This is a genomic window from Pseudomonas putida NBRC 14164, from assembly GCF_000412675.1.
Classification (GTDB): domain Bacteria; phylum Pseudomonadota; class Gammaproteobacteria; order Pseudomonadales; family Pseudomonadaceae; genus Aquipseudomonas; species Aquipseudomonas putida.
The window spans coordinates 5,768,532-5,791,663 of the sequence record NC_021505.1; the positions used below are offsets into that span (position 1 = coordinate 5,768,532).

The 23,132-nt window shown below is 62.5% G+C and carries 19 protein-coding genes; 3 read left to right on the plus strand and 16 right to left on the minus strand.

Annotation, left to right across the window (positions count from 1 at the left end; all coding sequences use genetic code 11):
• Nucleotides 1–17: 17 nt before the first annotated feature.
• The 9 genes from dtd to hutC form a co-directional block, all read right to left on the minus strand.
• The gene (gene dtd / locus PP4_RS25675) at nucleotides 18–455 is read right to left on the minus strand and encodes a D-aminoacyl-tRNA deacylase (protein WP_016502001.1); all 438 of its coding nucleotides are present in this window, start codon (nucleotides 453–455) and stop codon (nucleotides 18–20) included.
• Entirely contained in the window at nucleotides 452–1,423 is a 972-nt protein-coding gene (gene pip, locus PP4_RS25680; protein ID WP_016489576.1) for a prolyl aminopeptidase, read from the minus strand. The genes dtd and pip overlap by 4 nt, the downstream gene beginning before the upstream one ends.
• A 78-nt stretch (nucleotides 1,424–1,501) precedes the next feature.
• Nucleotides 1,502–2,305 carry an N-formylglutamate deformylase gene (hutG, locus tag PP4_RS25685; RefSeq protein WP_016502002.1) on the minus strand — a complete coding sequence of 268 codons (804 nt, stop codon included), beginning with the start codon at nucleotides 2,303–2,305 and terminating at the stop codon, nucleotides 1,502–1,504.
• 10 nt (nucleotides 2,306–2,315) lie between these two features.
• A complete protein-coding gene (gene hutI, locus PP4_RS25690; RefSeq protein WP_016502003.1) occupies nucleotides 2,316–3,521 on the minus strand; it encodes an imidazolonepropionase in 1,206 nt (401 codons plus the stop codon).
• 15 nt (nucleotides 3,522–3,536) lie between these two features.
• Complete coding sequence (locus PP4_RS25695; RefSeq protein ID WP_016502004.1) at nucleotides 3,537–4,940, minus strand: amino acid permease; 1,404 nt, start codon at nucleotides 4,938–4,940, stop codon at nucleotides 3,537–3,539.
• 151 nt (nucleotides 4,941–5,091) lie between these two features.
• A complete protein-coding gene (gene hutH, locus PP4_RS25700; RefSeq protein ID WP_016502005.1) occupies nucleotides 5,092–6,624 on the minus strand; it encodes a histidine ammonia-lyase in 1,533 nt (510 codons plus the stop codon).
• A gap of 108 nt (nucleotides 6,625–6,732) precedes the next feature.
• Nucleotides 6,733–8,406 carry a urocanate hydratase gene (hutU, locus tag PP4_RS25705; RefSeq protein WP_016502006.1) on the minus strand — a complete coding sequence of 558 codons (1,674 nt, stop codon included), beginning with the start codon at nucleotides 8,404–8,406 and terminating at the stop codon, nucleotides 6,733–6,735.
• A 241-nt stretch (nucleotides 8,407–8,647) separates the two neighbouring features.
• Entirely contained in the window at nucleotides 8,648–9,220 is a 573-nt protein-coding gene (locus PP4_RS25710) for a HutD/Ves family protein (protein ID WP_016502007.1), read from the minus strand.
• Entirely contained in the window at nucleotides 9,217–9,927 is a 711-nt protein-coding gene (hutC, locus tag PP4_RS25715) for a histidine utilization repressor (RefSeq protein ID WP_169725194.1), read from the minus strand. Before hutC ends, PP4_RS25710 begins: the two co-directional genes overlap by 4 nt.
• Before the next feature lie 144 nt (nucleotides 9,928–10,071).
• Between hutC and PP4_RS25720 the strand changes: the two genes are divergently transcribed.
• Nucleotides 10,072–11,436, plus strand: a complete 1,365-nt coding sequence (locus PP4_RS25720) for a formimidoylglutamate deiminase (RefSeq protein WP_016502009.1) — start codon at nucleotides 10,072–10,074, stop codon at nucleotides 11,434–11,436.
• A 116-nt stretch (nucleotides 11,437–11,552) separates the two neighbouring features.
• On the opposite strand, the gene PP4_RS25725 is transcribed toward PP4_RS25720, so the two are convergent.
• The 5 genes from PP4_RS25725 to PP4_RS25745 all read right to left on the minus strand — a co-directional run bounded on the left by PP4_RS25725 (nucleotide 11,553) and on the right by PP4_RS25745 (nucleotide 16,910).
• On the minus strand, nucleotides 11,553–12,125 hold the full coding sequence (locus PP4_RS25725) for a lipocalin family protein (protein ID WP_016502010.1): 573 nt from the start codon (nucleotides 12,123–12,125) through the stop codon (nucleotides 11,553–11,555).
• Complete coding sequence (gene bamE / locus PP4_RS25730) at nucleotides 12,122–12,376, minus strand: outer membrane protein assembly factor BamE domain-containing protein (RefSeq protein ID WP_003249234.1); 255 nt, start codon at nucleotides 12,374–12,376, stop codon at nucleotides 12,122–12,124. The genes PP4_RS25725 and bamE overlap by 4 nt, the downstream gene beginning before the upstream one ends.
• A 227-nt stretch (nucleotides 12,377–12,603) precedes the next feature.
• Nucleotides 12,604–13,200, minus strand: a complete 597-nt coding sequence (locus PP4_RS25735; RefSeq protein ID WP_016502011.1) for a DUF924 family protein — start codon at nucleotides 13,198–13,200, stop codon at nucleotides 12,604–12,606.
• A 3-nt stretch (nucleotides 13,201–13,203) separates the two neighbouring features.
• A complete protein-coding gene (locus PP4_RS25740) occupies nucleotides 13,204–14,214 on the minus strand; it encodes a class 1 fructose-bisphosphatase (protein WP_012274595.1) in 1,011 nt (336 codons plus the stop codon).
• Between the two features lie 245 nt (nucleotides 14,215–14,459).
• Nucleotides 14,460–16,910: a glycogen/starch/alpha-glucan phosphorylase gene (locus PP4_RS25745; protein WP_016502012.1), complete on the minus strand. Its 2,451-nt coding sequence runs from the start codon at nucleotides 16,908–16,910 to the stop codon at nucleotides 14,460–14,462.
• Between the two features lie 184 nt (nucleotides 16,911–17,094).
• Here PP4_RS25745 and PP4_RS25750 point away from each other — a divergent pair, with 184 nt between their 5' ends.
• Nucleotides 17,095–17,499 carry a YkgJ family cysteine cluster protein gene (locus tag PP4_RS25750; protein ID WP_003249225.1) on the plus strand — a complete coding sequence of 135 codons (405 nt, stop codon included), beginning with the start codon at nucleotides 17,095–17,097 and terminating at the stop codon, nucleotides 17,497–17,499.
• A gap of 121 nt (nucleotides 17,500–17,620) precedes the next feature.
• Here PP4_RS25750 and typA read toward each other — a convergent pair whose 3' ends face one another.
• On the minus strand, nucleotides 17,621–19,444 hold the full coding sequence (gene typA, locus PP4_RS25755; RefSeq protein ID WP_016502013.1) for a translational GTPase TypA: 1,824 nt from the start codon (nucleotides 19,442–19,444) through the stop codon (nucleotides 17,621–17,623).
• 127 nt (nucleotides 19,445–19,571) lie between these two features.
• On the minus strand, nucleotides 19,572–21,026 hold the full coding sequence (gene thiI / locus PP4_RS25760) for a tRNA uracil 4-sulfurtransferase ThiI (protein WP_016502014.1): 1,455 nt from the start codon (nucleotides 21,024–21,026) through the stop codon (nucleotides 19,572–19,574).
• 470 nt (nucleotides 21,027–21,496) lie between these two features.
• Between thiI and glnA the strand changes: the two genes are divergently transcribed.
• Nucleotides 21,497–22,903, plus strand: coding sequence for a type I glutamate--ammonia ligase (gene glnA, locus PP4_RS25765; RefSeq protein ID WP_016489592.1), 1,407 nt, complete (start codon nucleotides 21,497–21,499; stop codon nucleotides 22,901–22,903).
• Nucleotides 22,904–23,132: the final 229 nt, after the last annotated feature.

Sequence of the window (23,132 nt, forward strand, 5' to 3'; positions counted from 1 at the left end):
CAAAGGGTTTTTTGACCTCATATTTGTAACATAAATGTTACGGGGCCATCATTGACCAGATGCACCTGCATGTCTGCCCCGAATTGCCCGCTCGCCACGTCGGCATGCTGGCGCTTCGCTTGCTGCAAAAGATAGTCGAACAATTCAGCCCCGAGGGCCGGCGGCGCTGCCGTCGAGAAGCTCGGACGCATGCCGTTGCGGGTGTCCGCCGCCAAGGTGAACTGCGACACCAGCAACAAACCACCCCCGACATCCTTGAGCGACAGGTTCATCTTGCCGTGCTCATCGCTGAATACACGGTAGTTCAGCAGCTTGTGCAACAGCTTATCGGCCTGCTCGCGGGAATCTTCAGGCTCGACGGCCACCAGCACCAGCAAACCCTGGTCGATCGCGCCAACCACCTGCCCCGCCACTTCAACCCGCGCACCGCGCACGCGCTGCAGCAAACCCCTCATGCTTCTTCCAGGGGCAGGTCGAGCAGGCGCCGGGCCATCTGGTCGGCTGCCCGCACCAGGGCATCGGTGATGCCCGGCTCGGACGCGGCGTGGCCGGCGTCGCGGATCACCTTCAGTTCGCTGTTCGGCCAGGCCTGGTGCAGGGCCCAGGCGTTGTCCAGCGGACAGATCACGTCATAGCGACCGTGCACGATCACCGCTGGCAGGTGGGCGATCTTCGGCAGGTCGCGGATCAACTGGTCCGGTTCGAGGAAGGCGTTGTTCATGAAGTAGTGGCACTCGATCCGGGCGATCGACAGCGCCCGCTGCGGCTCGGAGAAGCGGTCGACCACCAGCGGGTTCGGGCGCAGGGTGGCGGTACGGCCCTCCCAGGTAGACCACGCCTTGGCGGCGTGCATCTGGGCAATCTGATCGTTACCGGTGAGGCGCTTGTGGAAGGCCTTGACCAGGTCGCCGCGTTCTTCCGGCGGAATCGGCGCGATGTAGTCCTGCCAGTAGTCGGGGAACAGGCGGCTGGCGCCCTCCTGGTAGAACCACTCGATCTCCTGCGGCCGGCACAGGAAGATGCCCCGCAGGATCAGCCCATGCACACGCTCGGGGTGGGTCTGGGCGTAGGCCAGGGCCAGGGTCGAACCCCACGAGCCGCCGAACAGCACCCATTTGTCGATGCCCAGGTGCTCGCGGATGCGCTCCAGGTCCTCGACCAGGTGCCAGGTTGTGTTGTTCTCCAGGCTGGCATGGGGCGTGGAGCGGCCACAGCCGCGCTGGTCGAAGGTGATGATGCGGTACAGGTTGGGGTCAAAGTAGCAACGGCTCTGGGCGTCGCAGCCAGCACCCGGGCCACCGTGGATGAATACCACGGGCAGACCTTCCGGCGAGCCGCTTTCATCGACATACAGCACATGCGGCGCTTCCACGGCCAGATCGTGCCGGGCGTAGGGTTTGATCTGCGGGTAGAGGGTCTGCATTGCGCACTCCGTGTGAGGATATTGACTGCCGTTGGGCATCATAAACCTGAATTGCGCTTTGAGCACCGCCTCTTCCACTCAACGCTGGTATCGTTCTGCCCCCCAAGCCAGCAGCGCTTGCAAAAGCTGCTTCAGAACCACCTGCGTCGGTTGCGCCAGGTCTTCCCGGTAGGTAAACGGCTCGGTTTCCTCCATGTACGTGCTTTGCGCCAACTCCAGCTGCACCGCATGGATATGCTTCGCGGGGTCACCATAGTGCCGGGTGATGTGTCCGCCTTTGAACCGACCATTCAACACATGACTGTAACCTGTCGCTTCGGCGCACACGCCCTGCAACCGCTCGGCCAGCACCGGATCGCAGCTGGCGCCATTGAAGGTACCCAGGTTGAAGTCCGGCAACTTGCCATCGAACAGGTGCGGGATGTGCGAGCGGATCGAGTGGGCATCCCACAACAGGGCATAGCCAAACTGCTCGCGCAACCGGTCCAGTTCGCGCCGAAGGGTGCCGTGATACGGGCGCCAGATCTGTTCCAGGTAGCGTTTGCGTTCTTCGCCAGACGGCGCCAACCCCTCCTTGAACAGCGGCTCGCCTTCGAACAACGTGGCCGGGTACAGGCCAGTGGTGGCGCCGGCGTAAAGCGGCTTGTCGTCATCCGGGCGGTTCAGGTCGATGACGAAACGCGAGTACTCTGCGGCTACCACGCTGGCGCCCAGGTCGCGGGCAAAGTCGTACAGCTGCGGGATGTGCCAGTCGGTGTCCGGCAAGCTGCGCGCCTCCTCGACCAGGCCATCACGCACGGCGTCGCTCAGGCGCAGGCCGGCGTGGGGCATGCTGATCAGCAGCGGCAGGCGGCCTTGGTGAAAACTCAGAACCTTGTCCATCGTGCCTCGCTCAGTTGGATATTTCGTGGCCCTTGCGCACCACGCGCTTGGGCAGGTCGCCACCCAGCCAGTAGGCCAAGTCGGCGGGGCGTTCGATTTGCCAGGCGACGAAGTCGGCTACCTTGCCCACTTCCAGCGAGCCGTGGCTGTCGCCCAGGCCCAACGCCGTGGCGGCATGCACGGTGACGCCGGCCAAGGCTTCTTCCGGCGTCATGCGGAAACACGTGCAGCCCATGTTCAGCATCAGCCGCAGCGACAGCCCTGGCGAGGTGCCGGGGTTGAGGTCGCTGGCCAGGGCAATCTTCACCCCGTGGCGGCGCAATGCATCCATCGGTGGCAGCTGGGTTTCACGCAAGAAATAGAAGGCGCCCGGTAGCAGCACGGCGACCGTGCCGGCTGCGGCCATGGCAATGGCGTCTTCCTCGGTCATGAACTCCAGGTGGTCGGCCGACAGCGCCTGGTAGCGGGCCGCCAGGCTCGAGCCATGCAGCGACGACAGCTGTTCGGCGTGCAGCTTGACCGGCAGGCCCAGCTCACGCGCCTTGATGAACAGCCGCTCCACCTGGGCCGGGGAGAACGCCAGGTGTTCGCAGAAGGCATCCACCGCATCCACCAGGCCTTCGGCGGCCAGGGCCGGCAGCATCTCGTCACAGATGTGCGCGATGTAGTCGTCGGCCCGGCCGGCGTACTCCGGCGGCAGGGCGTGCGCGGCCAGGCAGGTGGCGCGCACCGCCAGCGGCAGCTCGTCGGCAAGGCGCCGGGCCACGCGCAGCATCTTGCGCTCGTTGGCCAGGTCCAGGCCATAGCCGGACTTGATCTCGAGGGTGGTCACACCATCGCGCATCAGCGCCTGCACCCGCTGGCGGGCACTGGCGAACAACTCGTCCTCGCTGGCCGCGCGGGTGGCCCGCACGGTACTGGCGATACCGCCACCCTGTGCGGCGATTTCGGCGTAGCTGACGCCTTGCAGGCGCTGCTCGAACTCGCCACTGCGGTTGCCACCGAACACGGCGTGGGTGTGGCAATCGATCAGCCCGGGGGTGATCCAGGCGCCGCCCAGGTCCACCGTGCGGTCAGCGTCGACCGGCGCCAGCTCGGCGCGTGGGCCGATCCATTCGATCAGCCCGGCGCTGGTGACGATGGCCGCGTCTTCGATGGCCGAGTAACGGCCCTCGGCCATGGTTGCCACATGGCAATGCTGCCAGACGGTTCTCATGCACAATCTCCTTTGCTAGCGGTGCAGCTCGACAGGCTCTGCTACGGGCTGGCCCTGCCCTGCGCGCGGCTTGCACCACAGCAGGTAGGACGCCACCAGGAACACCACCCATATCACGCCGACGATCAATGCCGCCTGGGTATCCGGGAAGTAGCCGAGCACGCCAAAGATGAAGACCATGAACGCAATGGCCATGGCCGGGCCGTATGGCCAGAACGGTACCGGGAACTTGAGCTGGGCCACTTCTTCACGGCTCATGCTGCGGCGCATGGCCACTTGGGTGAGCAGGATCATCAACCACACCCACACGGTGGCGAAGGTGGCGATCGAAGCGATCAGCAGGAACACGTTCTCAGGGATCAGGTAGTTGAGCAGCACGCCGATCAGCAGCGCGGCGCCCATCACCACCACGGTCATCCATGGCACACCGTGTTTCGACAGCTTGCCGAAACTGCGTGGCGCATGGCCTTGATGGGCCAGACCATACATCATGCGGCCAGCACCGAAGATGTCACTGTTGATGGCCGAGATCGCAGCGGAAATTACCACCACGTTCAGCACTGCGGCGGCAGAGCCAATCCCCAGGTTGCTGAAAATCTGCACGAACGGGCTACCTTCGCTGCCGATCTGCGGCCACGGGTACAGGCACATCAGCACGAACAGGGTGAGCACATAGAACAGCAGAATGCGCAGGGGCACGGCGTTGATTGCCTTGGGGATGACCCGCTGCGGGTCCTTGGCTTCACCGGCAGTCACGCCAATGATCTCGATACCGCCGAAGGCGAACATCACCACGGCAAAGGAGGCGATCAGCCCGCCCACGCCATTGGGCATGAAGCCGCCATGGTCGAACAGGTTGCTCACACCGACGGCATGCCCGGTACCCACCTGGCTGAAACCGAAGGCCATGATGCCGAGGCCGGCCAGGATCATCGCGACGATGGCGCCAACCTTGAGCAGCGACAGCCAGAATTCCATCTCGCCGAACACCTTGACGTTGCACAGGTTGAGGCCGCCGATCAGGAAGACGATGCCCAGCACCCAGATCCAGCGGGCCACTTCCGGGAACCAGAAGCCCATGTAGATACCGAAGGCGGTGACGTCGGCGATGGCGACAATTACCATCTCGAAGGCGTAGGTCCAGCCGAGGATGAAGCCGGCCATGGGGCCGAGGTAGGTACTGGCGTAGTGGCCGAAGGAGCCGGCCACCGGGTTGTGCACGGCCATTTCGCCGAGGGCGCGCATGACCATGAACACAGCGGCACCGCCGATCAGGTAAGCCAGCAGCACGGCCGGGCCGGCCATCTGGATGGCTGAGGCGGAGCCGTAGAACAGCCCGGTTCCGATGGCAGAACCGAGGGCCATGAAACGGATGTGGCGGGCATTTAGCCCGCGCTTGAGACCTTGAGCTTGTTGCATGTCACGTCCTTAAATTGTTTTTGTGGTCGTGAGATCAGGGGGCTGGCATGCAGCCCTTTCGCAGCACAAGGCTGCTCGTACAAGGGAGCGCGTCGCTTTTGCAGGAGCAGCCTTGTGCTGCGAATGGGCCGCACAGCGGCCCCAGGGGGCATTACAGGCTTGGCAGCACACCTGCCGGCAGCAAACCGGTCAAACTACCCTTGGCCAACAGTTCCACAGCCTTTTCGATGTCCGGCGCGAAGAAACGGTCACGGTCGTAGTGCGCCACTTCGCTGCGCAGCGCCTGGCGTGCTTTCTCCAGCTTGGCCGAAGTCTTCAGGCCTTTGCGCAGGTCCAGGCCCTGGCATGCGCCCAGCCATTCGATGGCCAGCACGCCACGGGTGTTTTCGGCCATTTCCCACAGGCGCTTGCCGGCAGCCGGGGCCATCGATACGTGGTCTTCCTGGTTGGCCGAGGTCGGCAGGCTGTCGACGCTGTGCGGGTGCGACAGGGCCTTGTTCTCGCTGGCCAGAGCGGCAGCGGTGACCTGGGCGATCATGAAGCCGGAGTTGACCCCACCGTTTTCCACCAGGAACGGCGGCAGCTGGGACATGTGCTTGTCCATCATCAGCGAGATGCGGCGCTCGCTGAGCGAACCGATTTCGGCGATGGCCAGGGCCAGGTTGTCGGCGGCCATGGCCACCGGTTCTGCGTGGAAGTTGCCACCGGAAATCACGTCACCCTCGGCAGCGAACACCAGCGGGTTGTCCGACACGGCGTTGGCTTCGATGCCCAGCACCTCGGCAGCCTGGCGCAGCTGGGTCAGGCACGCGCCCATGACCTGCGGCTGGCAGCGCAGCGAGTACGGGTCCTGGACCTTGTCGCAGTTCTTGTGCGACAGCGACACTTCGCTGGAATCGCCCAGCAGGTCGCGGAAGCACGCGGCAGTGTCGATCTGGCCGCGCTGGCCACGCGCTTCGTGAATACGCGCATCGAACGGCGAACGCGAGCCCAGTACGGCTTCGACGCTCAGGCCGCCGCAGGCGATAGCCGCAGCGTACAAGTCTTCGGCATAGAACAGGCCACGCAGGGCATAGGCGGTGGACGCCTGGGTGCCGTTGAGCAGGGCCAGGCCCTCTTTGGCAGCCAGGGTCAGCGGTTCGAGGCCGGCAACCGCCAGGGCTTCGGTGGCCGACAGCCACTGGCCCTTGTAGCGGGCTTTGCCTTCGCCCAGCAGCACCAGCGACATGTGCGCCAGCGGCGCCAGGTCGCCGGAAGCACCCACCGAGCCTTTCAGCGGGATGTGCGGGTAGACTTCGGCGTTGACCAGGGCGATCAGCGCATCGATGACTTTGCGGCGAATGCCGGAGAAGCCACGGCTGAGGCTGTTGATTTTCAGCACCATGATCAACCGCACCAGATCGTCATCCAGCGGCGCGCCAATGCCAGCGGCGTGGGACAGCACCAGCGAGCGCTGCAGGTTTTCCAGGTCGTGGCTGGCGATGCGGGTCGAGGCCAGCAGGCCGAAACCGGTGTTGATGCCGTAGGCAGTGCGGTCTTCGGCAATGATCTGCTCGACACAGGCGACGCTGGCATCGATGGCCGGCGCGGCGCTGGCATCCAGTTGCAGGCGCACGGGCGCGGCATGGATCGCGCGCAGCTGGGCCAGGGTCAGGGTGCCGGGCTTGAGGGTGAGTTCGGTCACGTTACTACTCCAAATCGCGTGGAGCCGCAGGCCCGTTCGTGGGTGCCTGCGCGCTCCTTCTTGTTGTTCAGTATCACCCCTGGCGGGGTGCGATCCAAAGCGTGGCAATCAGCCAGTGATCATCGGCAGGTCCAGGCCCTGCTCCTTGGCGCAGTCGATGGCGATGTCATAACCGGCATCGGCGTGGCGCATGACGCCAGTCCCTGGGTCGTTGGTCAGTACACGGGCGATGCGCTCGGCGGCTTCATCGGTGCCGTCGCAGACGATGACCATGCCCGAGTGCTGAGAGAAGCCCATGCCCACGCCACCACCATGGTGCAGCGACACCCAGGTAGCGCCGCCTGCGGTGTTCAGCAGGGCGTTGAGCAGCGGCCAGTCGGACACAGCGTCCGAGCCATCACGCATGGCTTCGGTTTCGCGGTTGGGGCTGGAGACCGAACCCGAGTCCAGGTGGTCACGGCCGATCACGACCGGTGCCGACAGCTCGCCGCTGCGGACCATTTCGTTGAAGGCCAGGCCCAGCTTGGCGCGCAGGCCCAGGCCAACCCAGCAGATACGTGCCGGCAGGCCCTGGAAGCTGATGCGCTCGCGGGCCATGTCCAGCCAGCGGTGCAGGTGGGCGTCGTCGGGGATCAGTTCCTTGACCTTGGCGTCGGTCTTGTAGATGTCCTCGGCCTCGCCAGACAGCGCCGCCCAGCGGAAAGGGCCTACGCCGCGGCAGAACAGCGGACGGATATAGGCAGGGACGAAGCCCGGGAAGTCGAAGGCATTGGCCACGCCCTCTTCCTTGGCCATCTGGCGGATGTTGTTGCCATAGTCGAAGGTCGGGACGCCCTGCTTCTGGAAGTCCAGCATGGCCTGCACGTGCACGGCCATCGACTGCTTGGCGGCCTTGACCACTGCAGCCGGTTCGGTCTGCGCGCGGTCGCGGTACTGCTCCCAGGTCCAGCCGGCAGGCAGGTAGCCGTTGAGCGGGTCGTGGGCGCTGGTCTGGTCGGTGACCATGTCCGGGCGCACGCCACGCTTGACCAGCTCTGGCAGGATTTCGGCAGCGTTGCCGTGCAGGGCGATGGAGATGGCCTTGCCTTCGGCGGTGTATTTGGCGATGCGCACCAGGGCGTCGTCGAGGTCGGTGGCCTGCTCGTCGACGTAGCGGGTTTCCAGACGGAAGTCGATGCGGCTCTGCTGGCATTCGATGTTCAGCGAGCAGGCGCCAGCCAGGGTAGCAGCCAGTGGCTGGGCGCCGCCCATGCCGCCGAGGCCTGCGGTGAGTACCCACTTGCCTTTCAGGCTGCCGCCGTAGTGCTGGCGACCGGCTTCGACGAAGGTTTCATAAGTGCCCTGGACGATGCCCTGGCTGCCGATGTAGATCCAGCTGCCGGCGGTCATCTGGCCGTACATGGCCAGGCCTTTGGCGTCCAGTTCGTTGAAGTGTTCCCAGTTGGCCCAGTGCGGCACCAGGTTGGAGTTGGCAATCAGCACGCGCGGGGCATTGCTGTGGGTCTTGAACACGCCGACCGGCTTGCCCGACTGCACCAGCAGGGTTTCGTCGTCTTCCAGGCGGGTCAGGGTTTCGACGATCTTATCGTAGCATTCCCAGTTGCGGGCGGCGCGGCCGATACCGCCGTACACCACCAGTTCTTTCGGGTTTTCCGCAACCTGTGGGTCGAGGTTGTTCATCAGCATGCGCAGTGGCGCTTCGGTCAGCCAGCTTTTGGCGGTCAGCTTGTTGCCACGTGGGGCACGGATTTCAACGTCACGGTATTTGTTGTTGTCGGTCACGGGAAAGGTCCTCTGCGGTCGTCCGCGGGCGGGTATGTCGTGGTCAATATACAAACACACCTTTACTTGTATGTACAAGCATGGACAACCAAAATATTCGGACCTGTTGTTCCTGCTTTGATTTTTTTTGGGGGGGTGAAGCGAGCGTCGGTCCGGCTTGAGTTTTGCGGCGGCGCGCAAATCGAGCGCCGCCCGCGCGGCGCTCGATCTCACAGGCGATGAAAATGTATCGCCAAGCCCATCAGCGAGAAATGAGCTCAATCAAGCAAAACCGCCCCTGAACTTCCAGCCCAAGCAACTCATCGTTGCCCTCCAGCCGCAGGCAGTCATACAACCCCAACCGCTGCACCTCACGCCCCGCCATGGACACTTCCACGTGACTGCTGGCAGCAAACAACAGCACTGTCGACGCCGAGCTGTACAAACGGCTCGTGCCATCAAACCACTGCAACCTCGCCCGGTACCGTTGCGGTGCATAGATCAGGTTGAAATCGCGGATCGCCCCACCCAGCAGCTTGCAGCTGACCTGGCTTTCGCCGCTGAAGGCAAAGGCATCGAACGGCAGCAACGGCCGGCTGGGCTGGCCATCGACCAACAGGCGCATGCCATCGCCCTGCAGCACGGTGATGATCCGCTGGTAACCGGCGAAGGTGGAAAAGCCGCCAGACTCTTCGATATCGGCAATCGACAGGCGCCAGCCAAAGCCGTCCAGGCCCTCTCCACTGTCGCGGGTGATCTCTTCGGTGAAACCGCCACCGTTCTTCCACGGCATGCGCGGGTAATCCTGTGCGCGCAACAACTGCAGCTGGCTCATTTGCTGAAACGTCCTTCCAGGCGATGACGGGAACCGGGGTGGATCAGCCGCGCCGCGGTTACCGGCTGGCGGCCGGACCAAGTACGACGGCGGATCAGCAGGCAAGGTTCGCCCCGCTCGATCTGCAGCAGGCGGCATTCTTCCGGCTCGGCCAGGATGGCTTCGACCACGTGCTCACCCTCGGTCAGCGGCGCTACCTGGGACAGGTAGGCATATGGCGTCTGCCGGGTGAAATCCTGCTTGAGGTAGTCGGGTGCGATCGCGGCGTTGACGTAGCGGTCCTCGATCTGCACCGGCACGCCGTTCTCGAAATGCACGATCAGCGAGTGGAACACCCGCTGGCCTTCACGCATGTCCAGGGCCAGGGCCCGTTCGGAACCGGCTGCTTCCTCGGTGAGCGTGATCACCTGGCAGCTATGCTGATGGCCGCGCGCGGCAATTTCATCGGCAATGTTGTTGACTTCGAACAACGCCGAACGGCCCTTTGGCTCGGCTACGAACGTGCCGACCCCCTGCATGCGCACCAGCAGGCCGTCGGCCGTGAGTTCGCGCAGGGCACGGTTGATGGTCATGCGGCTGAAGCCTAGCTCGTTGACCAGTTCACTCTCCGAGGGGACCCGGTGATGCGGCGGCCAGCTGCCGTTGTCGATCTGCTGGATGATCATCTGTTTGACCCGGGCATACAGCGGCGCCGGGCCCTCGCCCATCTGGGCAACCAGCGCGGAGACAGGAGGTGTCGGCACGGCGTTGGATCCTTGTGCATAGGGAATGAACGGTAGCTTGCCGCAGTTTACCCGGCAGGCAAACGCCTGTATATGTATATACAAGTTAACAATAACAGGATTTGACCGATGTCCGCCTACTTCGCCGAACGCGCTCTGTTGCCTACGGGCTGGGCCAGCCATGTCCGTATCGAGGTCGCCAGCGATGGCCATGTGACCCGCATCGAGCCGGGCGCTTCGGCCGAAGGCGCCGAGCGCCTGGCCGGCCCGTTGCTGCCCGGCATGCCCAACCTGCACTCGCACGCCTTCCAGCGCGCCATGGCGGGTTTGGCGGAAGTCGCCGGCAACCCCAACGACAGCTTCTGGACCTGGCGCGACCTGATGTACCGCCTGGTCGGGCAGATCACCCCGGAGCAGCTGCAGGTCATCGCCCGCCAGTTGTATATCGAGATGCTCAAGGCCGGCTACACCTCGGTGGCCGAATTCCATTACGTGCATCACGACCAGGCAGGCAAGGCCTACGCCGACCCGGCCGAGCTGTCCCGCCGTATCAGCGCGGCCGCTGCCGACACTGGCATTGGCCTGACCTTGTTGCCGGTGTTGTACAGCCACGCCGGGTTTGGCGGGCAGGCTCCGAACGACGGGCAGCGGCGCTTCATCAACTCCACCGAACAGTACCTGCAACTGCAAACGCAACTGGCCCCGTTACTGGCCGCGCAACCCGCTCAGCATCTGGGCCTGTGCTTCCACTCGCTGCGTGCGGTGACGCCTGGGCAGATTGCCGAAGTGCTGGCGGCCAGCGACAAGCAATGCCCGGTGCATATCCATATTGCCGAGCAGCAGAAGGAAGTGGACGACTGCCTGGCGTGGAGCGGCCTACGCCCGCTGCAATGGTTGTACGAGCATGTAGAGGTGGACCGTCGCTGGTGCCTGGTGCACGCCACCCATGCCGAGCCGGATGAAGTCACCACCATGGCCCGCAGTGGCGCGGTGGCCGGGTTGTGCCTGACCACCGAGGCCAACCTGGGCGACGGGATTTTCCCGGCGGTGGACTTCCTGGCCCAGGGCGGGCGTATGGGTATTGGCTCGGACAGCCATGTGTCGCTGAGCGTGGTGGAAGAGCTGCGCTGGCTGGAATATGGCCAGCGGCTGCGTGACCAGCGACGCAACCGCTTGTACCGCGGCGATCAGCCGATGGTCGGGCGCACGCTGTACGACGCTGCGCTCGCGGGCGGTGCACAGGCACTGGGGCAAGCGGTCGGGGAACTGGCCGTGGGCAAGCGCGCCGACTGGCTGGTACTGGATGGACAGGACCCCTACATCGCCCTGGCGGATGGCGATGCCATTCTCAACCGCTGGCTGTTTGCTGGCGGGGATCGCCAAGTGCGCGATGTGATGGTGAACGGGCAATGGGTGGTGCGCCAGGGGCGGCATGCCCAGGAAGAGGAAAGCGCGGGGGCGTTTGCCGGGGTGCTGCGGCAGCTCTTGGGCTGAGCGTATTGGGGCTGCTTTGCAGCCCTTTCGCGGCACAAGGCCGCTCCTACAGGGGAACGCGTATCCCTGTAGGAGCGGCCTTGTGTCGCGAAAGGGCCGCAAAGCGGCCCCAAAAATCAGTGCATTTTTACGATTTGCTGATCGGACGCCCGCCAGATCAGCCGGCTGGTGTCATACCCCTGCTGGCGTGCCTTGGCCAGCAGGTGCTCGCGCTCCCAGGCCGGCAGCGTCGGCGTGCGTGACAGTATCCACAAGTACTTGCGGTCCGGGCTGCCGACCACTGCCGTGCGGTAGCGATCGTCCACGTACAGAATCCAGTATTCGCCCCGAGCCACGCCAGGCACCAGCTTGGTAAACCAGTTATCAAACTCTACCCACAGTTTATCGGTGTGCCCGGGCTCCTGGATGCTTGCGTGCCCCTCGGCACGCAGCCACTCATCACCGATGGTGCGGCAGCGGTTGAGCACACCAAACGTGCCATCAGGCTTGAGGTTGTAGTGCGCCTCGGACTGCTCGCAGCCGGTCTGGTAGCGCATGGGCAGGCGCGCCAGTTCGAACCATTTGCCCTGGTAGCGCTTGAGGTCGACGTTGCCAGCGGTCTTCGGCGCCAGCGGGTCGTGTACGGAGCCCGCGCAACCACCCAGCAGCAACGCCAGGCATACCCCCATCAGCAGGTACAGACGCCTCATTTGAGGCCCTGCCCTGAATACATCAGCACCTTGTCAGCCGCGTACTGCACGCTGATGAAGCTCTTCTCGTCCCCCCAGGTGCAGCTGCTCATGCCCAGCGCGCCAGAGCACTCGGTCGGCGTACCGAGCAACTGCTCGACCTCGGCCTTGTTCATACCGGCCTTGATCTTGGAATAGTTTTCCTGATTGATCTTGCTGCAGGCAGTCAGGACGACGCACAGCGACAACAGGGCGAGGGAACGCAACGACATGAAGGACACTCCTGAAGAGGGGAAACAGGCGAGTGGCCTGCAGTGACCTTCGACGGGAAAATCCCTCCCAGGTTCCCTGCCCTACCCCCTTTGCACCTACACCATTGGTCGGATGGCCATTACTGTGCGATTAATCACAAAGCATTAATCATGTGCAAATAAAAAGGCCGCACCCTTTCAGGTGCGGCCTCGTGTCGCGACGGCCTGCGCAGCAGGCCCCGTGGGCTTCAGAATCTGGACCCGGGCTCCAGCAAAAAGTCCATCTCTTCGCTGGTGCTCGGCCGCTCCAGCACCAGGTTGCGGTGCGGGAAGCGCCCAAACCGGGCAATCACCCGCTGGTGCTGCTCGGCATAGTCAAGGAAGCCTTCGAACAGCCGCCGGCTGGCTTCGGGCTGCTCGTCCAGCAACAACTGATAACGCTCGACACAGAGGTTCTGCCAGTCCAGCACCTCGGCATGCTCCAGCACCAGCAGCACGAACACACGCTGGATCGGCAGCAGCTGGTAGTCCCAGCCCTTCTGCAGGCCCTGCATGGCGACCACCTGGGCACGCCGGTCGCCTTCAAAGGCGCGCGGCGTGTCGCGATAGAGCATGCGCGGCAGCTGGTCCAGCAAGATCAGCAGGCCCAGCCAGCCCTGCGGGCTTTGCTGCCACTCTTCGAGCCCACCCGCCAGGGCGTGCTCGACCAGGTCGCCAAACAGCGCATGGGCATCGGCATCGTGATGCTTGCCGAACCACAGCGTGCTCTTCTCGTCAGCCACGGCCTGGGCACTGGTGCCCCAACCGAACCACCATTCCAGCAACGGCTGCCAAGGTGCGAGCATGACTTACTCCTTGTGGTAGGCGGTGACGCGCTCTACCTCTTCCTTCGAGCCAAGGATCACCGACACGCGCTGGTGCAGGCTTTCTGGCTTGATGTCGAGGATGCGATCGTAACCGTTGGTAGAGGCGCCGCCTGCCTGTTCGATGATGAACGACATCGGGTTGGCTTCGTACATCAGGCGCAGCTTGCCTGGCTTGCTTGGCTCGCGGGCGTCACGTGGGTACATGAACAGGCCGCCACGGGTCAGGATGCGGTGCACGTCGGCCACCATCGAGGCGATCCAGCGCATGTTGTAGTTCTTTTTCAGCGGACCGGTTTCGCCGGCCAGCAGTTCGCCCACGTAGCGTTGTACCGGGGCTTCCCAGTGACGCTGGTTGGACATGTTGATGGCGAACTCGGCGGTGGTAGCCGGTACCTGGATGTTTTCGTGGGTCAGGACGAAGCTGCCCAGTTCGCGGTCCAGGGTGAAGCCCTTGACGCCGTTGCCCAGGGTCAGGATCAGCATGGTCTGCGGGCCGTAGATGGCGTAACCGGCAGCGACCTGCTCGGTGCCTGGCTGCAGGAAAGCTTCTTCGTTCAGGCTTTCGTTCTGGCTCAGGTACTGGTTAGGGCAACGCAGCACCGAGAAGATGGTGCCGACCGAGACGTTGACGTCGATGTTCGACGAACCGTCCAGTGGGTCGAAGACCAGCAGGTACGCGCCTTTCGGGTACTTGCCCGGGATCTGGTAGGCGTTGTCCATTTCTTCGGAAGCCATGCCGGCCAGGTGGCCGCCCCATTCGTTGGCTTCCAGCAGGATATCGTTGGAAATCACATCCAGCTTCTTCTGGACTTCGCCCTGCACGTTTTCAGTGCCCATGCTGCCCAGCACGCCGCCGAGGGCGCCCTTGGACACGTGATGGCTGATTTCCTTGCACGCACGCGCCACCACTTCGATCAGGAAGCGCAGATCGGCAGGGGTATTGTTGCTGCGGGTCTGCTCAATCAGATAGCGACTCAGGGTAACGCGGGACATGTATGGCTCCGAAAGGATTGGGGGAGTAAAAACCCCCGCAGTTTACAGGGAGAGTGGCGGGCTAGCGAGCAATGAGACTCGCCACGGCTCTCAGACGGCACAATAGGTCGCTAGTTCAGCCTTCGCCAGGCCGGTGGTCCGGTAATGCGCCCGTTCGCGGGCACGCCCGCTCCCACAGGTACAGCGCAAGCCTTGAAGCTTGCGAGACACCTGTGGGAGCGGGCGTGCCCGCGAACGGCCTCACCTCAATCCAACGCCTTCCAGATCTCGGTGGCATATTCGCGAATGGTGCGGTCCGACGAGAACCAGCCCATCCGTGCCGTGTTCAACACGGCCATGCGCCACCACTCCTGCGGCGTGTGCCACAGTTCCTCGACCCGCCGCTGGGCATCCCAGTAGGCATCGAAGTCGGCACACACCAGGAAGCGGTCGTAGGCCACCAGCCCGTCGATCAACCCGGCGTAGCGTGAAGGGTCGTCTGGCGAGAACACACCGCTGCGAATGGCCTGCAGCACGTCGCTCAAGCGGTTGGAAGCGGCAATGGCGGCATTGGCACCAAAGTCACCGGCACGCTTGCGCGCCTCGACCTGCTGCGCGGTCAGGCCGAAGATGAACATGTTGTCGGCGCCTACCTGTTCGCACATTTCCACGTTGGCACCGTCCAGGGTGCCGATGGTCAGCGCACCGTTCAGGCCGAACTTCATGTTGCTGGTACCGGAGGCTTCATAACCGGCCGTGGAAATCTGCTCGGAAAGGTCTGCCGCCGGGATGATGCTTTCAGCCAGGCTGACGTTGTAGTTGGGCAGGAACACCACCTTGAGCAGGCCGCGCACGGTCGGGTCGTTATTCACCACCCGGGCGATGTCGTTGGCCAGCTTGATGATCAGCTTGGCCTGGTGGTAGCTGGCCGCAGCCTTGCCGGCGAAGATCTTCACCCGCGGCACCCAGTTGGTGCCAGGGTCGTTGCGTATGGCCTGGTACAGTGCCACGGTGTGCAGCAGGTTGAGCAACTGGCGCTTGTACTCGTGGATCCGCTTGACCTGCACATCGAACAGCGCCTCGGGGTTCACCGTGACACCAATGCGGTCCTGGATGATGCTGGCCAGGGCGCGCTTGCTGTGCAGGCGCTGAGCGGCGAACTGCTTGCGGAAGCCCGCCTTGTCAGCAAACGGCACAAGGCCAGCCAGAAGCCCTTCAGGGTCGTCCTTGAGCCCCGGCCCGAGCGCTTCGACCAGCATCTCGGTCAGCAGTGGGTTGGACTGGTACAGCCAGCGGCGGAAGGTAATGCCGTTGGTCTTGTTGTTGATTCGTTGCGGGTAGAGCTTGTGCAGCTCTGAGAACACAGTGCTCTTCATCAGCTTGCTGTGCAGCGCCGACACGCCGTTGACGCTGTGCGAGCCGAGAAACGCCAGGTTACCCATGCGCACCCGACGGCCGTTGTCTTCCTCGATCAGCGACACCGCGCGCAGCACGTCGAAATCGTGCATGCCTTTGGCCCGCAATGCGTCGATATGGTAGGCGTTGATCAGGTAGATGATCTGCATGTGCCGCGGCAGCATGCGCTCCATCAGGGCTACCGGCCAGGTTTCCAGGGCTTCGGGCAGCAGGGTGTGGTTGGTGTAGGCGAGCGTGCCAACGGTCAGCTCCCAGGCCTTGTCCCACGGCACCTCGTGCTGGTCCACCAGCAGCCGCATCAGCTCTGCCACGGCAATCGACGGGTGCGTGTCGTTGAGCTGGATGGCGGCTGCGTCGGGCAGGTTGAGCAAGTCCTTGTGCATGTTCAGGTGCCGGCGCAGCAAATCCTGCAACGAAGCCGACACGAAGAAGTACTCCTGGCGCAGGCGCAGTTCCTGCCCGGCCTCGGTGCTGTCGGCCGGGTACAGCACGCGGGAAATACTCTCGGCCCGCGCCACTTCGGCCACCGCCCCCAGGTGGTCACCGGCATTGAAGCGCTCCAGGTGCAGCTCTTCCAGCGCCCGCGCACGCCACAGGCGCAAGGTATTGACGCTGGACCCACGCCAGCCCACCACGGGCGTGTCGTAGGCCACCGCCCGCACCGTTTCGCCAGGCGACCAGACCTGGCGCTGGGTACCACTGGCGTCGTTCACGGTTTCGACACTACCGCCGAAGCTGATCGGGTAGATCACCTCGGCACGCTCGAACTCCCAAGGGTTACCGAAGTCCAGCCAGTTCTCGGTCTGTTCCTGCTGCCAGCCATCGACCACGGCCTGCCGGAACAACCCATGCTCGTAGCGGATGCCGTAACCATGGGCAGCGATGCCCAGGGTGGACATGCTTTCCATGAAGCACGCCGCCAGCCGTCCGAGGCCACCATTACCCAGCGCGGCGTCGGGCTCGAGCAGGCGGATACGCTCCAGGTCCACATCCAGCCCTTGCAGCGCATCACGGGCGATGTCCAGCAGCCCAAGGTTGCTCAGGCTGTCGTACAGCAAACGCCCGATGAGGAACTCGAGGGAAAGGTAATAGACCCGCTTCTGGCTACGGCGGTAGGCCAGACGGGTATGGTCCATCCAGTGGTCGACCATGTGATCGCGAGCGGCCAAGGCAATGGCTTCGAACCAGTCGTGGTCGAACGCATGCTCCGGGTCCTTGCCGACCGCGTAGGTCAGCTTGTTCAGTACAGCGGCGCGAAATTCGGCCACCTCGGCGTCACGTGCTTCGGGTTCCTGGGACATGCGGCATCCTCTGGCAAGTTGACGAAAGCGGAGGGAGATTGATGAGACTAGCCCCTTCGACAGGGAGTGACAGTTACTGTTCGCAGTTTTCATGCCCACTTTGCCAATCCGGCAAAAGGTTGTTCATAAATTGAACAATTCCGGTATCATCGCGCGCCCCAAGACCGTGATCCACCCTATAAAGATGAAAACGACCCTGATCGCCGCGGCCGAAGTCGACCGCCTGGAGACCTGGCAGCGCTATACCAGCAACATGTGCCATGGCTGCCATTCGACCTGCTGCACCCTGCCGGTGGAGGTGAAGATCAAGGATCTGATCCGCATCGGCGTGGTAGACGAGTTCGAGAAAGACGAACCCCCGAAGAACGTGGCCAAGCGCCTGCAAAAAGAAGGCATCATCGAGCGCTTCAACCAGAAGTCGGGAATCTTCACCCTGACCCGGATGAGCAACGATGACTGCATGTACCTGGATCGTAAGAGCCGGCTGTGCACCATTTATGACAAGCGCCCGGATACCTGCCGCAACCACCCCAAGGTCGGGCCGCGGCCAGGGTATTGCGCCTATAAGCCCAAGGTAGTCGGGCGCTGATCGTCAGCCTTCAAGGGCCTCTTCGCAGGCTTGCCCGCGAAGGGGCCAACGCAAATCCTGAAGCATAAAAAAACGCCCCCGGTCTTTCGACCGGGGGCGTTTTCATTCAGCCAAAGCTAACTTAGCTGTTTTTGGCTTTCTTGGCAGCGCGGGTACGCTCGCTTTCGTCCAGGATCTTCTTGCGAAGACGGATGGACTTCGGCGTTACTTCGCACAGCTCGTCTTCCTGGATGTATTCCAGAGCCTGTTCCAGGGTGAAGCGAACTGGCGGAACCAGAGCGATGACTTCGTCTTTACCCGAAGCACGCATGTTGTCGAGCTTCTTGCCCTTGGTAGGGTTGACGCCCAGGTCGTTGTCGCGGCTGTTCTGGCCGATGATCTGACCGTTGTAGATCTCCTGACCGTGCTCGACAAACAGCTTGCCACGCGCCTGCAGGGTTTCCAGCGAGTAGGTCAGCGCCTTGCCGGTTTCGACCGAAACCAGTACGCCGTTCTGACGGCCGGACATGTGGCCGGACTTCACCGCGTCGTAGCGGTCGAAGATCGAGGTCAGGATGCCTGCACCGTTGGTCAGGGTCAGGAACTGGTTACGGAAACCGATCAGACCACGCGCCGGGATGTTGTATTCCAGGCGTACACGGCCCTTGCCATCCGGAACCATGTTGGTCAGGTCGCCTTTACGCAGACCCATTTCTTCCATCACCTTGCCCTGGGCTTCTTCAGGGATGTCGATGGTGACGTTCTCGAACGGCTCTTGCTTGACGCCGTCTACTTCACGAATGATTACTTCCGGGCGACCCAGGGCCAGCTCGAAGCCTTCGCGACGCATGGTTTCGATCAGTACCGACAGGTGCAGTTCGCCACGACCCGAGACCTTGAACTTGTCTGGGGAATCGGTTTCTTCAACGCGCAGGGCAACGTTGTACAGCAGCTCTTTGTCCAGACGGTCCTTGATGTTACGGCTGGTGACGAACTTGCCTTCCTTGCCGCAGAACGGCGAGTCGTTGACCTGGAAGGTCATCGAAACGGTTGGCTCGTCAACGGTCAGCGGCTTCATCGCCTCAACGGCAGTCGGGTCGCACAGGGTGTCGGAGATGAACAGCTCGTCGAAACCGCTGATGCAGACGATGTCGCCAGCCTGGGCTTCTTCAACGTCAACGCGGTGCAGGCCGTGGTGGCCCATCAGCTTGAGGATACGGCCGTTACGCTTCTTGCCGTCAGCGTCGATGGCAACAACCGGGGTGTTCGGCTTGATGCGACCACGGGCAATACGGCCAACGCCGATAACACCCAGGAAGCTGTTGTAGTCCAGTGCGGAGATCTGCATCTGGAACGGGCCGTCACGGTCAACAGCTGGCGCTGGAACGTGGTCGATGACAGCCTGGTACAGGGCAGTCATGTCTTCGCCCATTTCGGTGTGGTCCAGACCGGCAATGCCGTTCAGGGCCGAGGCGTAGACCACTTTGAAGTCCAGCTGCTCGTCGGTAGCGCCGAGGTTGTCGAACAGGTCGAAGATCTGGTCCAGAACCCAGTCAGGACGTGCGCCCGGACGGTCAACCTTGTTGATCACGACGATTGGCTTCAGGCCGGCTTCGAAGGCCTTCTTGGTCACGAAGCGGGTTTGCGGCATAGGGCCGTCTTGAGCGTCGACCAGCAGCAGCACGGAGTCGACCATCGACATTACACGCTCAACCTCGCCACCGAAGTCGGCGTGGCCGGGGGTGTCGACGATGTTGATGTGGTAGCCGTTCCAGTTGATGGCGGTGTTTTTCGCCAGAATGGTAATACCGCGCTCTTTTTCCTGGTCGTTGGAGTCCATGACGCGCTCGTCGTTGAGCTCGTTACGCTCCAGAGTGCCGGACTGACGCAGGAGTTTGTCGACCAGGGTGGTTTTACCATGGTCAACGTGGGCGATGATGGCGATGTTACGCAGATTTTCGATCACAAGTGTATCTCGATCAGAGGATTCGGTTGCCGCCAGTGTAGGCGGCCAATATGTACTGTTTAAGGCTCAGCGGGCCCGGCGGTCGGGAGGGCGATGGCGGATACTGCCGCCAAACAGCCCCGGCGTCTTATGTCGGACGATAAACACGCACATTGGCATGTCCCTCACTGAGCAGATGGTGTGCGTGCAAACGGCTCATCACACCCTTGTCGCAATACAGCAAGTACTGGCGCGTCGGATCCAGATGCTTGAACTTGCTGTTGATGGCATAAAACGGCATGGCCTGGACTTCGATACCTTCCAGCACCAGGGGTTCGTCTTCCTGGGCATCGGGGTGACGAATGTCGATGACGATCTGGCCCGACAGTGCCTCGGCCACTTCCTCGATTTCGACATCCTTGCCCAGCTCGTCGATCACATGGTCGATGGAGATCAGCTTGGCGCGCTCCAGGGCGCGCTCCAGCACGGCCATGTCGAACTGCTTTTCTTCATGCTCCATGCGGTGGCGCTTGGCGTGAGTGGTCGGGTTTACCGAAATCACGCCGCAGTATTCTGGCATGTGCTTGGCGAAGTCGGCGGTGCCGATCTCGTTGGCCTGGTCGATGATGTCCTGCTTGTGGCTGGCCAGCAAAGGGCGCAGCACCAGCTTGTCGGTGGCCGAGTCGATGATCGACAGGTTCGGCAGAGTCTGGCTGGACACCTGGGAAATGGCCTCGCCAGTTACCAGGGCGTCGATCTCCAGGCGGTCAGCCATGTGCGCGGCGCCGCGCAGCATCATGCGCTTGAGGGTCACGCCCATGTAGCTGTTGTCGACCTTGTTGAGGATCTCGCCGACCACTTCTTCGAACGGCACGCTGATGAACAGCACGCGCTGGCTGCTGCCGTACTTCTTCCACAGGTAGTGGGCCACTTCCATCACGCCCAGCTCGTGGGCACGGCCGCCGAGGTTGAAGAAGCAGAAGTGGGTCATCAGGCCACGGCGCATCATCTGGTAGGCCGCCACGGTGGAGTCGAAGCCACCGGACATCAGCACCAGGGTCTGCTCCAGGGCGCCCAGCGGGTAGCCGCCGATGCCCTGGTGCTGGTTGTGGATCACGTACAGGCGCTGGTTGCGGATTTCGATGCGCACCAGCACTTCAGGCTTCTTCAGCTCGATGCCGGCGGCGCCACACTGCTGGCGCAGCTGGCTGCCGACGTAACGGTCGACGTCCATCGAGGTGAAGTCATGGTGGCCACCGCGCTTGCAGCGCACGGCGAAGTGCTTGCCGGCCAGCAGGTGGCCGAAGTGGTGCTTGCACTTGGCAACGATGTCGTCGAAGTCACCCAGCGGGTATTCCTCAACCTGCAGGAAGTGGGTGATACCCGGTGTGCAGGTGAGGCGCTCGATGATCTCGCGCTGGACCTTTTCGTCCTCGATGCGGGTGACCACTTCGAGATTGTCCCAGACACCATCGACCGCGAGCTCAGGATCGAGGTCCTTGAGCACGTTGCGGATGTTCTTGGCGAGCTGGCGGATGAAGCGCTTGCGCACCGGCCGGCTCTTGATGGTGATTTCTGGGAAGACTTTGACGATAAGTTTCATTGGTTAACAGCGCGCGCAGGGCCTGCCGAAAATGTGGGGCGCGAATTATAGCGGAAACTGCTCAGGATTTGACCAACTTTTGTACAGAAGGTTGGATTTATATTGCCTGTACCGGCCTCATCGCCGGCAAGCCTGCTGCCACAGGACTTCGGCAGGCCTCAAGATCTGCGCCCTCTCTGTGGGAGCCGGCTTGCCGGCGATGAGGCCCTTAAAGGAAGCACCCAACCCAACCAACGCACCCTATTGGTGCGTTGATGCCAAAAACCGCATCGTAAGGGTGCACTTTTCCCCACCAACCCGCCACCAAATGCCCGCAAACGCCTGCTTTTATCCTACCCTCGCCATTTTCGGGCACTGGCATGCAATTTGCTCCCTTGTGAGGCAGGTAAGCTTGGCCGACTATCCGCGCCCGGCAACACCCTTTTTCCAGGGCAGCGGCCCACCGCGCTCTAGACCCTCCGGAGGACAACATGTCGAAGTCGGTTCAACTCATCAAAGATCATGACGTCAAGTGGATTGATCTGCGTTTCACGGACACCAAAGGCATTCAGCACCACGTGACCATGCCGTCGCGTGATGCGCTGGACGAAGACTTCTTCGAAGTCGGCAAGATGTTCGACGGTTCCTCCATTGCTGGCTGGAAAGGCATCGAAGCTTCCGACATGATCCTGATGCCGGTTGACGACACTGCCGTCCTGGACCCGTTCACCGAAGAACCTACCCTGATCATCACCTGCGACATCGTCGACCCGTCGAGCATGCAGGGCTACGATCGCGACCCACGTGCGATCGCCAAGCGCGCCGAAGAGTACCTGAAGAGCACCGGCATCGGTGACACCGTATTCGCAGGCCCGGAGCCAGAGTTCTTCATCTTCGACGAAGTGAAGTTCCACTCGGACATCTCCGGTTCGATGTTCAAGATCTTCTCCGAGCAAGGCTCGTGGATGACCGGCGCTGACGTGGAAGGCGGCAACAAAGGCCACCGTCCAGGCGTGAAAGGCGGCTATTTCCCGGTTCCGCCGTTCGACCACGACCACGAAATCCGTACTGCCATGTGCAACGCACTGGAAGAAATGGGCCAGACCGTTGAAGTTCACCACCACGAAGTGGCGACTGCCGGCCAGAACGAAATCGGCGTCAAGTTCAACACCCTGGTGAAGAAAGCTGACGAAGTACAAGCCCTGAAATACGTCGTGCACAACGTTGCCGACGCTTACGGCCGTACCGCTACCTTCATGCCGAAGCCACTGTACGGCGACAACGGCTCGGGCATGCACGTGCACATGTCGATCTGGAAAGACGGCAAGAACACCTTCTCGGGTGAAGGCTATGCCGGCCTGTCCGACACCGCCCTGTACTTCATCGGCGGTATCATCAAGCACGGTAAGGCCCTGAACGGCTTCACCAACCCGTCGACCAACTCCTACAAGCGTCTGGTCCCAGGCTTCGAAGCCCCGGTAATGCTGGCCTACTCGGCTCGCAACCGTTCCGCCTCGATCCGTATTCCTTACGTCGGCAGCCCGAAAGCCCGCCGTATCGAAGCACGCTTCCCGGACCCATCGGCCAACCCGTACCTGGCCTTCGCGGCCCTGCTGATGGCTGGCCTGGACGGCATCCAGAACAAGATCCACCCAGGCGATGCTGCCGACAAGAACCTGTACGACCTGCCACCAGAAGAGGCCAAGGACATTCCGCAAGTGTGCGGCAGCCTGAAAGAAGCCCTGGAAGAGCTGGACAAAGGCCGTGCGTTCCTGACCAAGGGCGGCGTGTTCTCCGATGACTTCATCGATGCCTTCATCGAGCTGAAGTCGGAAGAAGAGATCAAGGTCCGTACCTTCGTGCACCCGCTGGAATACGAGCTGTACTACAGCTGCTGATCTGATCGGCGCCTCGCGCCGGTAAAATGATCACGACGGCCTCCTTCGGGAGGCCGTTTTCGTTTGCGCCCCACGCAGAACCCTCGCCACTCACGCTATGCTCTATCTTGGTGCAAGATTGAGTGCAGTGCCCCGAATTGCTCCCCAATCTGGTTCACATTAAACGTTTCACCAAGACATTCTGATCCGAATTTGCGCAGATCCAGGCCTTTATCGGCAAATCCCGCTT

Excerpts from the sequence above, each read along its gene's own strand:
- PP4_RS25740 (WP_012274595.1), bottom strand. The coding sequence starts at position 14,214 with ATGTCCCGCGTTACCCTGAGTCGCTATCTGATTGAGCAGACCCGCAGC.
- PP4_RS25720 (WP_016502009.1), top strand. The coding sequence starts at position 10,072 with ATGTCCGCCTACTTCGCCGAACGCGCTCTGTTGCCTACGGGCTGGGCC.
- hutG (WP_016502002.1), bottom strand. The coding sequence starts at position 2,305 with ATGGACAAGGTTCTGAGTTTTCACCAAGGCCGCCTGCCGCTGCTGATC.
- hutI (WP_016502003.1), bottom strand. The coding sequence starts at position 3,521 with ATGAGAACCGTCTGGCAGCATTGCCATGTGGCAACCATGGCCGAGGGC.
- PP4_RS25710 (WP_016502007.1), bottom strand. The coding sequence starts at position 9,220 with ATGAGCCAGCTGCAGTTGTTGCGCGCACAGGATTACCCGCGCATGCCG.
- dtd (WP_016502001.1), bottom strand. The coding sequence starts at position 455 with ATGAGGGGTTTGCTGCAGCGCGTGCGCGGTGCGCGGGTTGAAGTGGCG.
- glnA (WP_016489592.1), top strand. The coding sequence starts at position 21,497 with ATGTCGAAGTCGGTTCAACTCATCAAAGATCATGACGTCAAGTGGATT.
- hutC (WP_169725194.1), bottom strand. The coding sequence starts at position 9,927 with ATGGGCGAGGGCCCGGCGCCGCTGTATGCCCGGGTCAAACAGATGATC.
- bamE (WP_003249234.1), bottom strand. The coding sequence starts at position 12,376 with ATGTCGTTGCGTTCCCTCGCCCTGTTGTCGCTGTGCGTCGTCCTGACT.
- PP4_RS25750 (WP_003249225.1), top strand. The coding sequence starts at position 17,095 with ATGAAAACGACCCTGATCGCCGCGGCCGAAGTCGACCGCCTGGAGACC.
- PP4_RS25725 (WP_016502010.1), bottom strand. The coding sequence starts at position 12,125 with ATGAGGCGTCTGTACCTGCTGATGGGGGTATGCCTGGCGTTGCTGCTG.
- PP4_RS25745 (WP_016502012.1), bottom strand. The coding sequence starts at position 16,910 with ATGTCCCAGGAACCCGAAGCACGTGACGCCGAGGTGGCCGAATTTCGC.
- thiI (WP_016502014.1), bottom strand. The coding sequence starts at position 21,026 with ATGAAACTTATCGTCAAAGTCTTCCCAGAAATCACCATCAAGAGCCGG.
- pip (WP_016489576.1), bottom strand. The coding sequence starts at position 1,423 with ATGCAGACCCTCTACCCGCAGATCAAACCCTACGCCCGGCACGATCTG.
- PP4_RS25695 (WP_016502004.1), bottom strand. The coding sequence starts at position 4,940 with ATGCAACAAGCTCAAGGTCTCAAGCGCGGGCTAAATGCCCGCCACATC.
- PP4_RS25735 (WP_016502011.1), bottom strand. The coding sequence starts at position 13,200 with ATGCTCGCACCTTGGCAGCCGTTGCTGGAATGGTGGTTCGGTTGGGGC.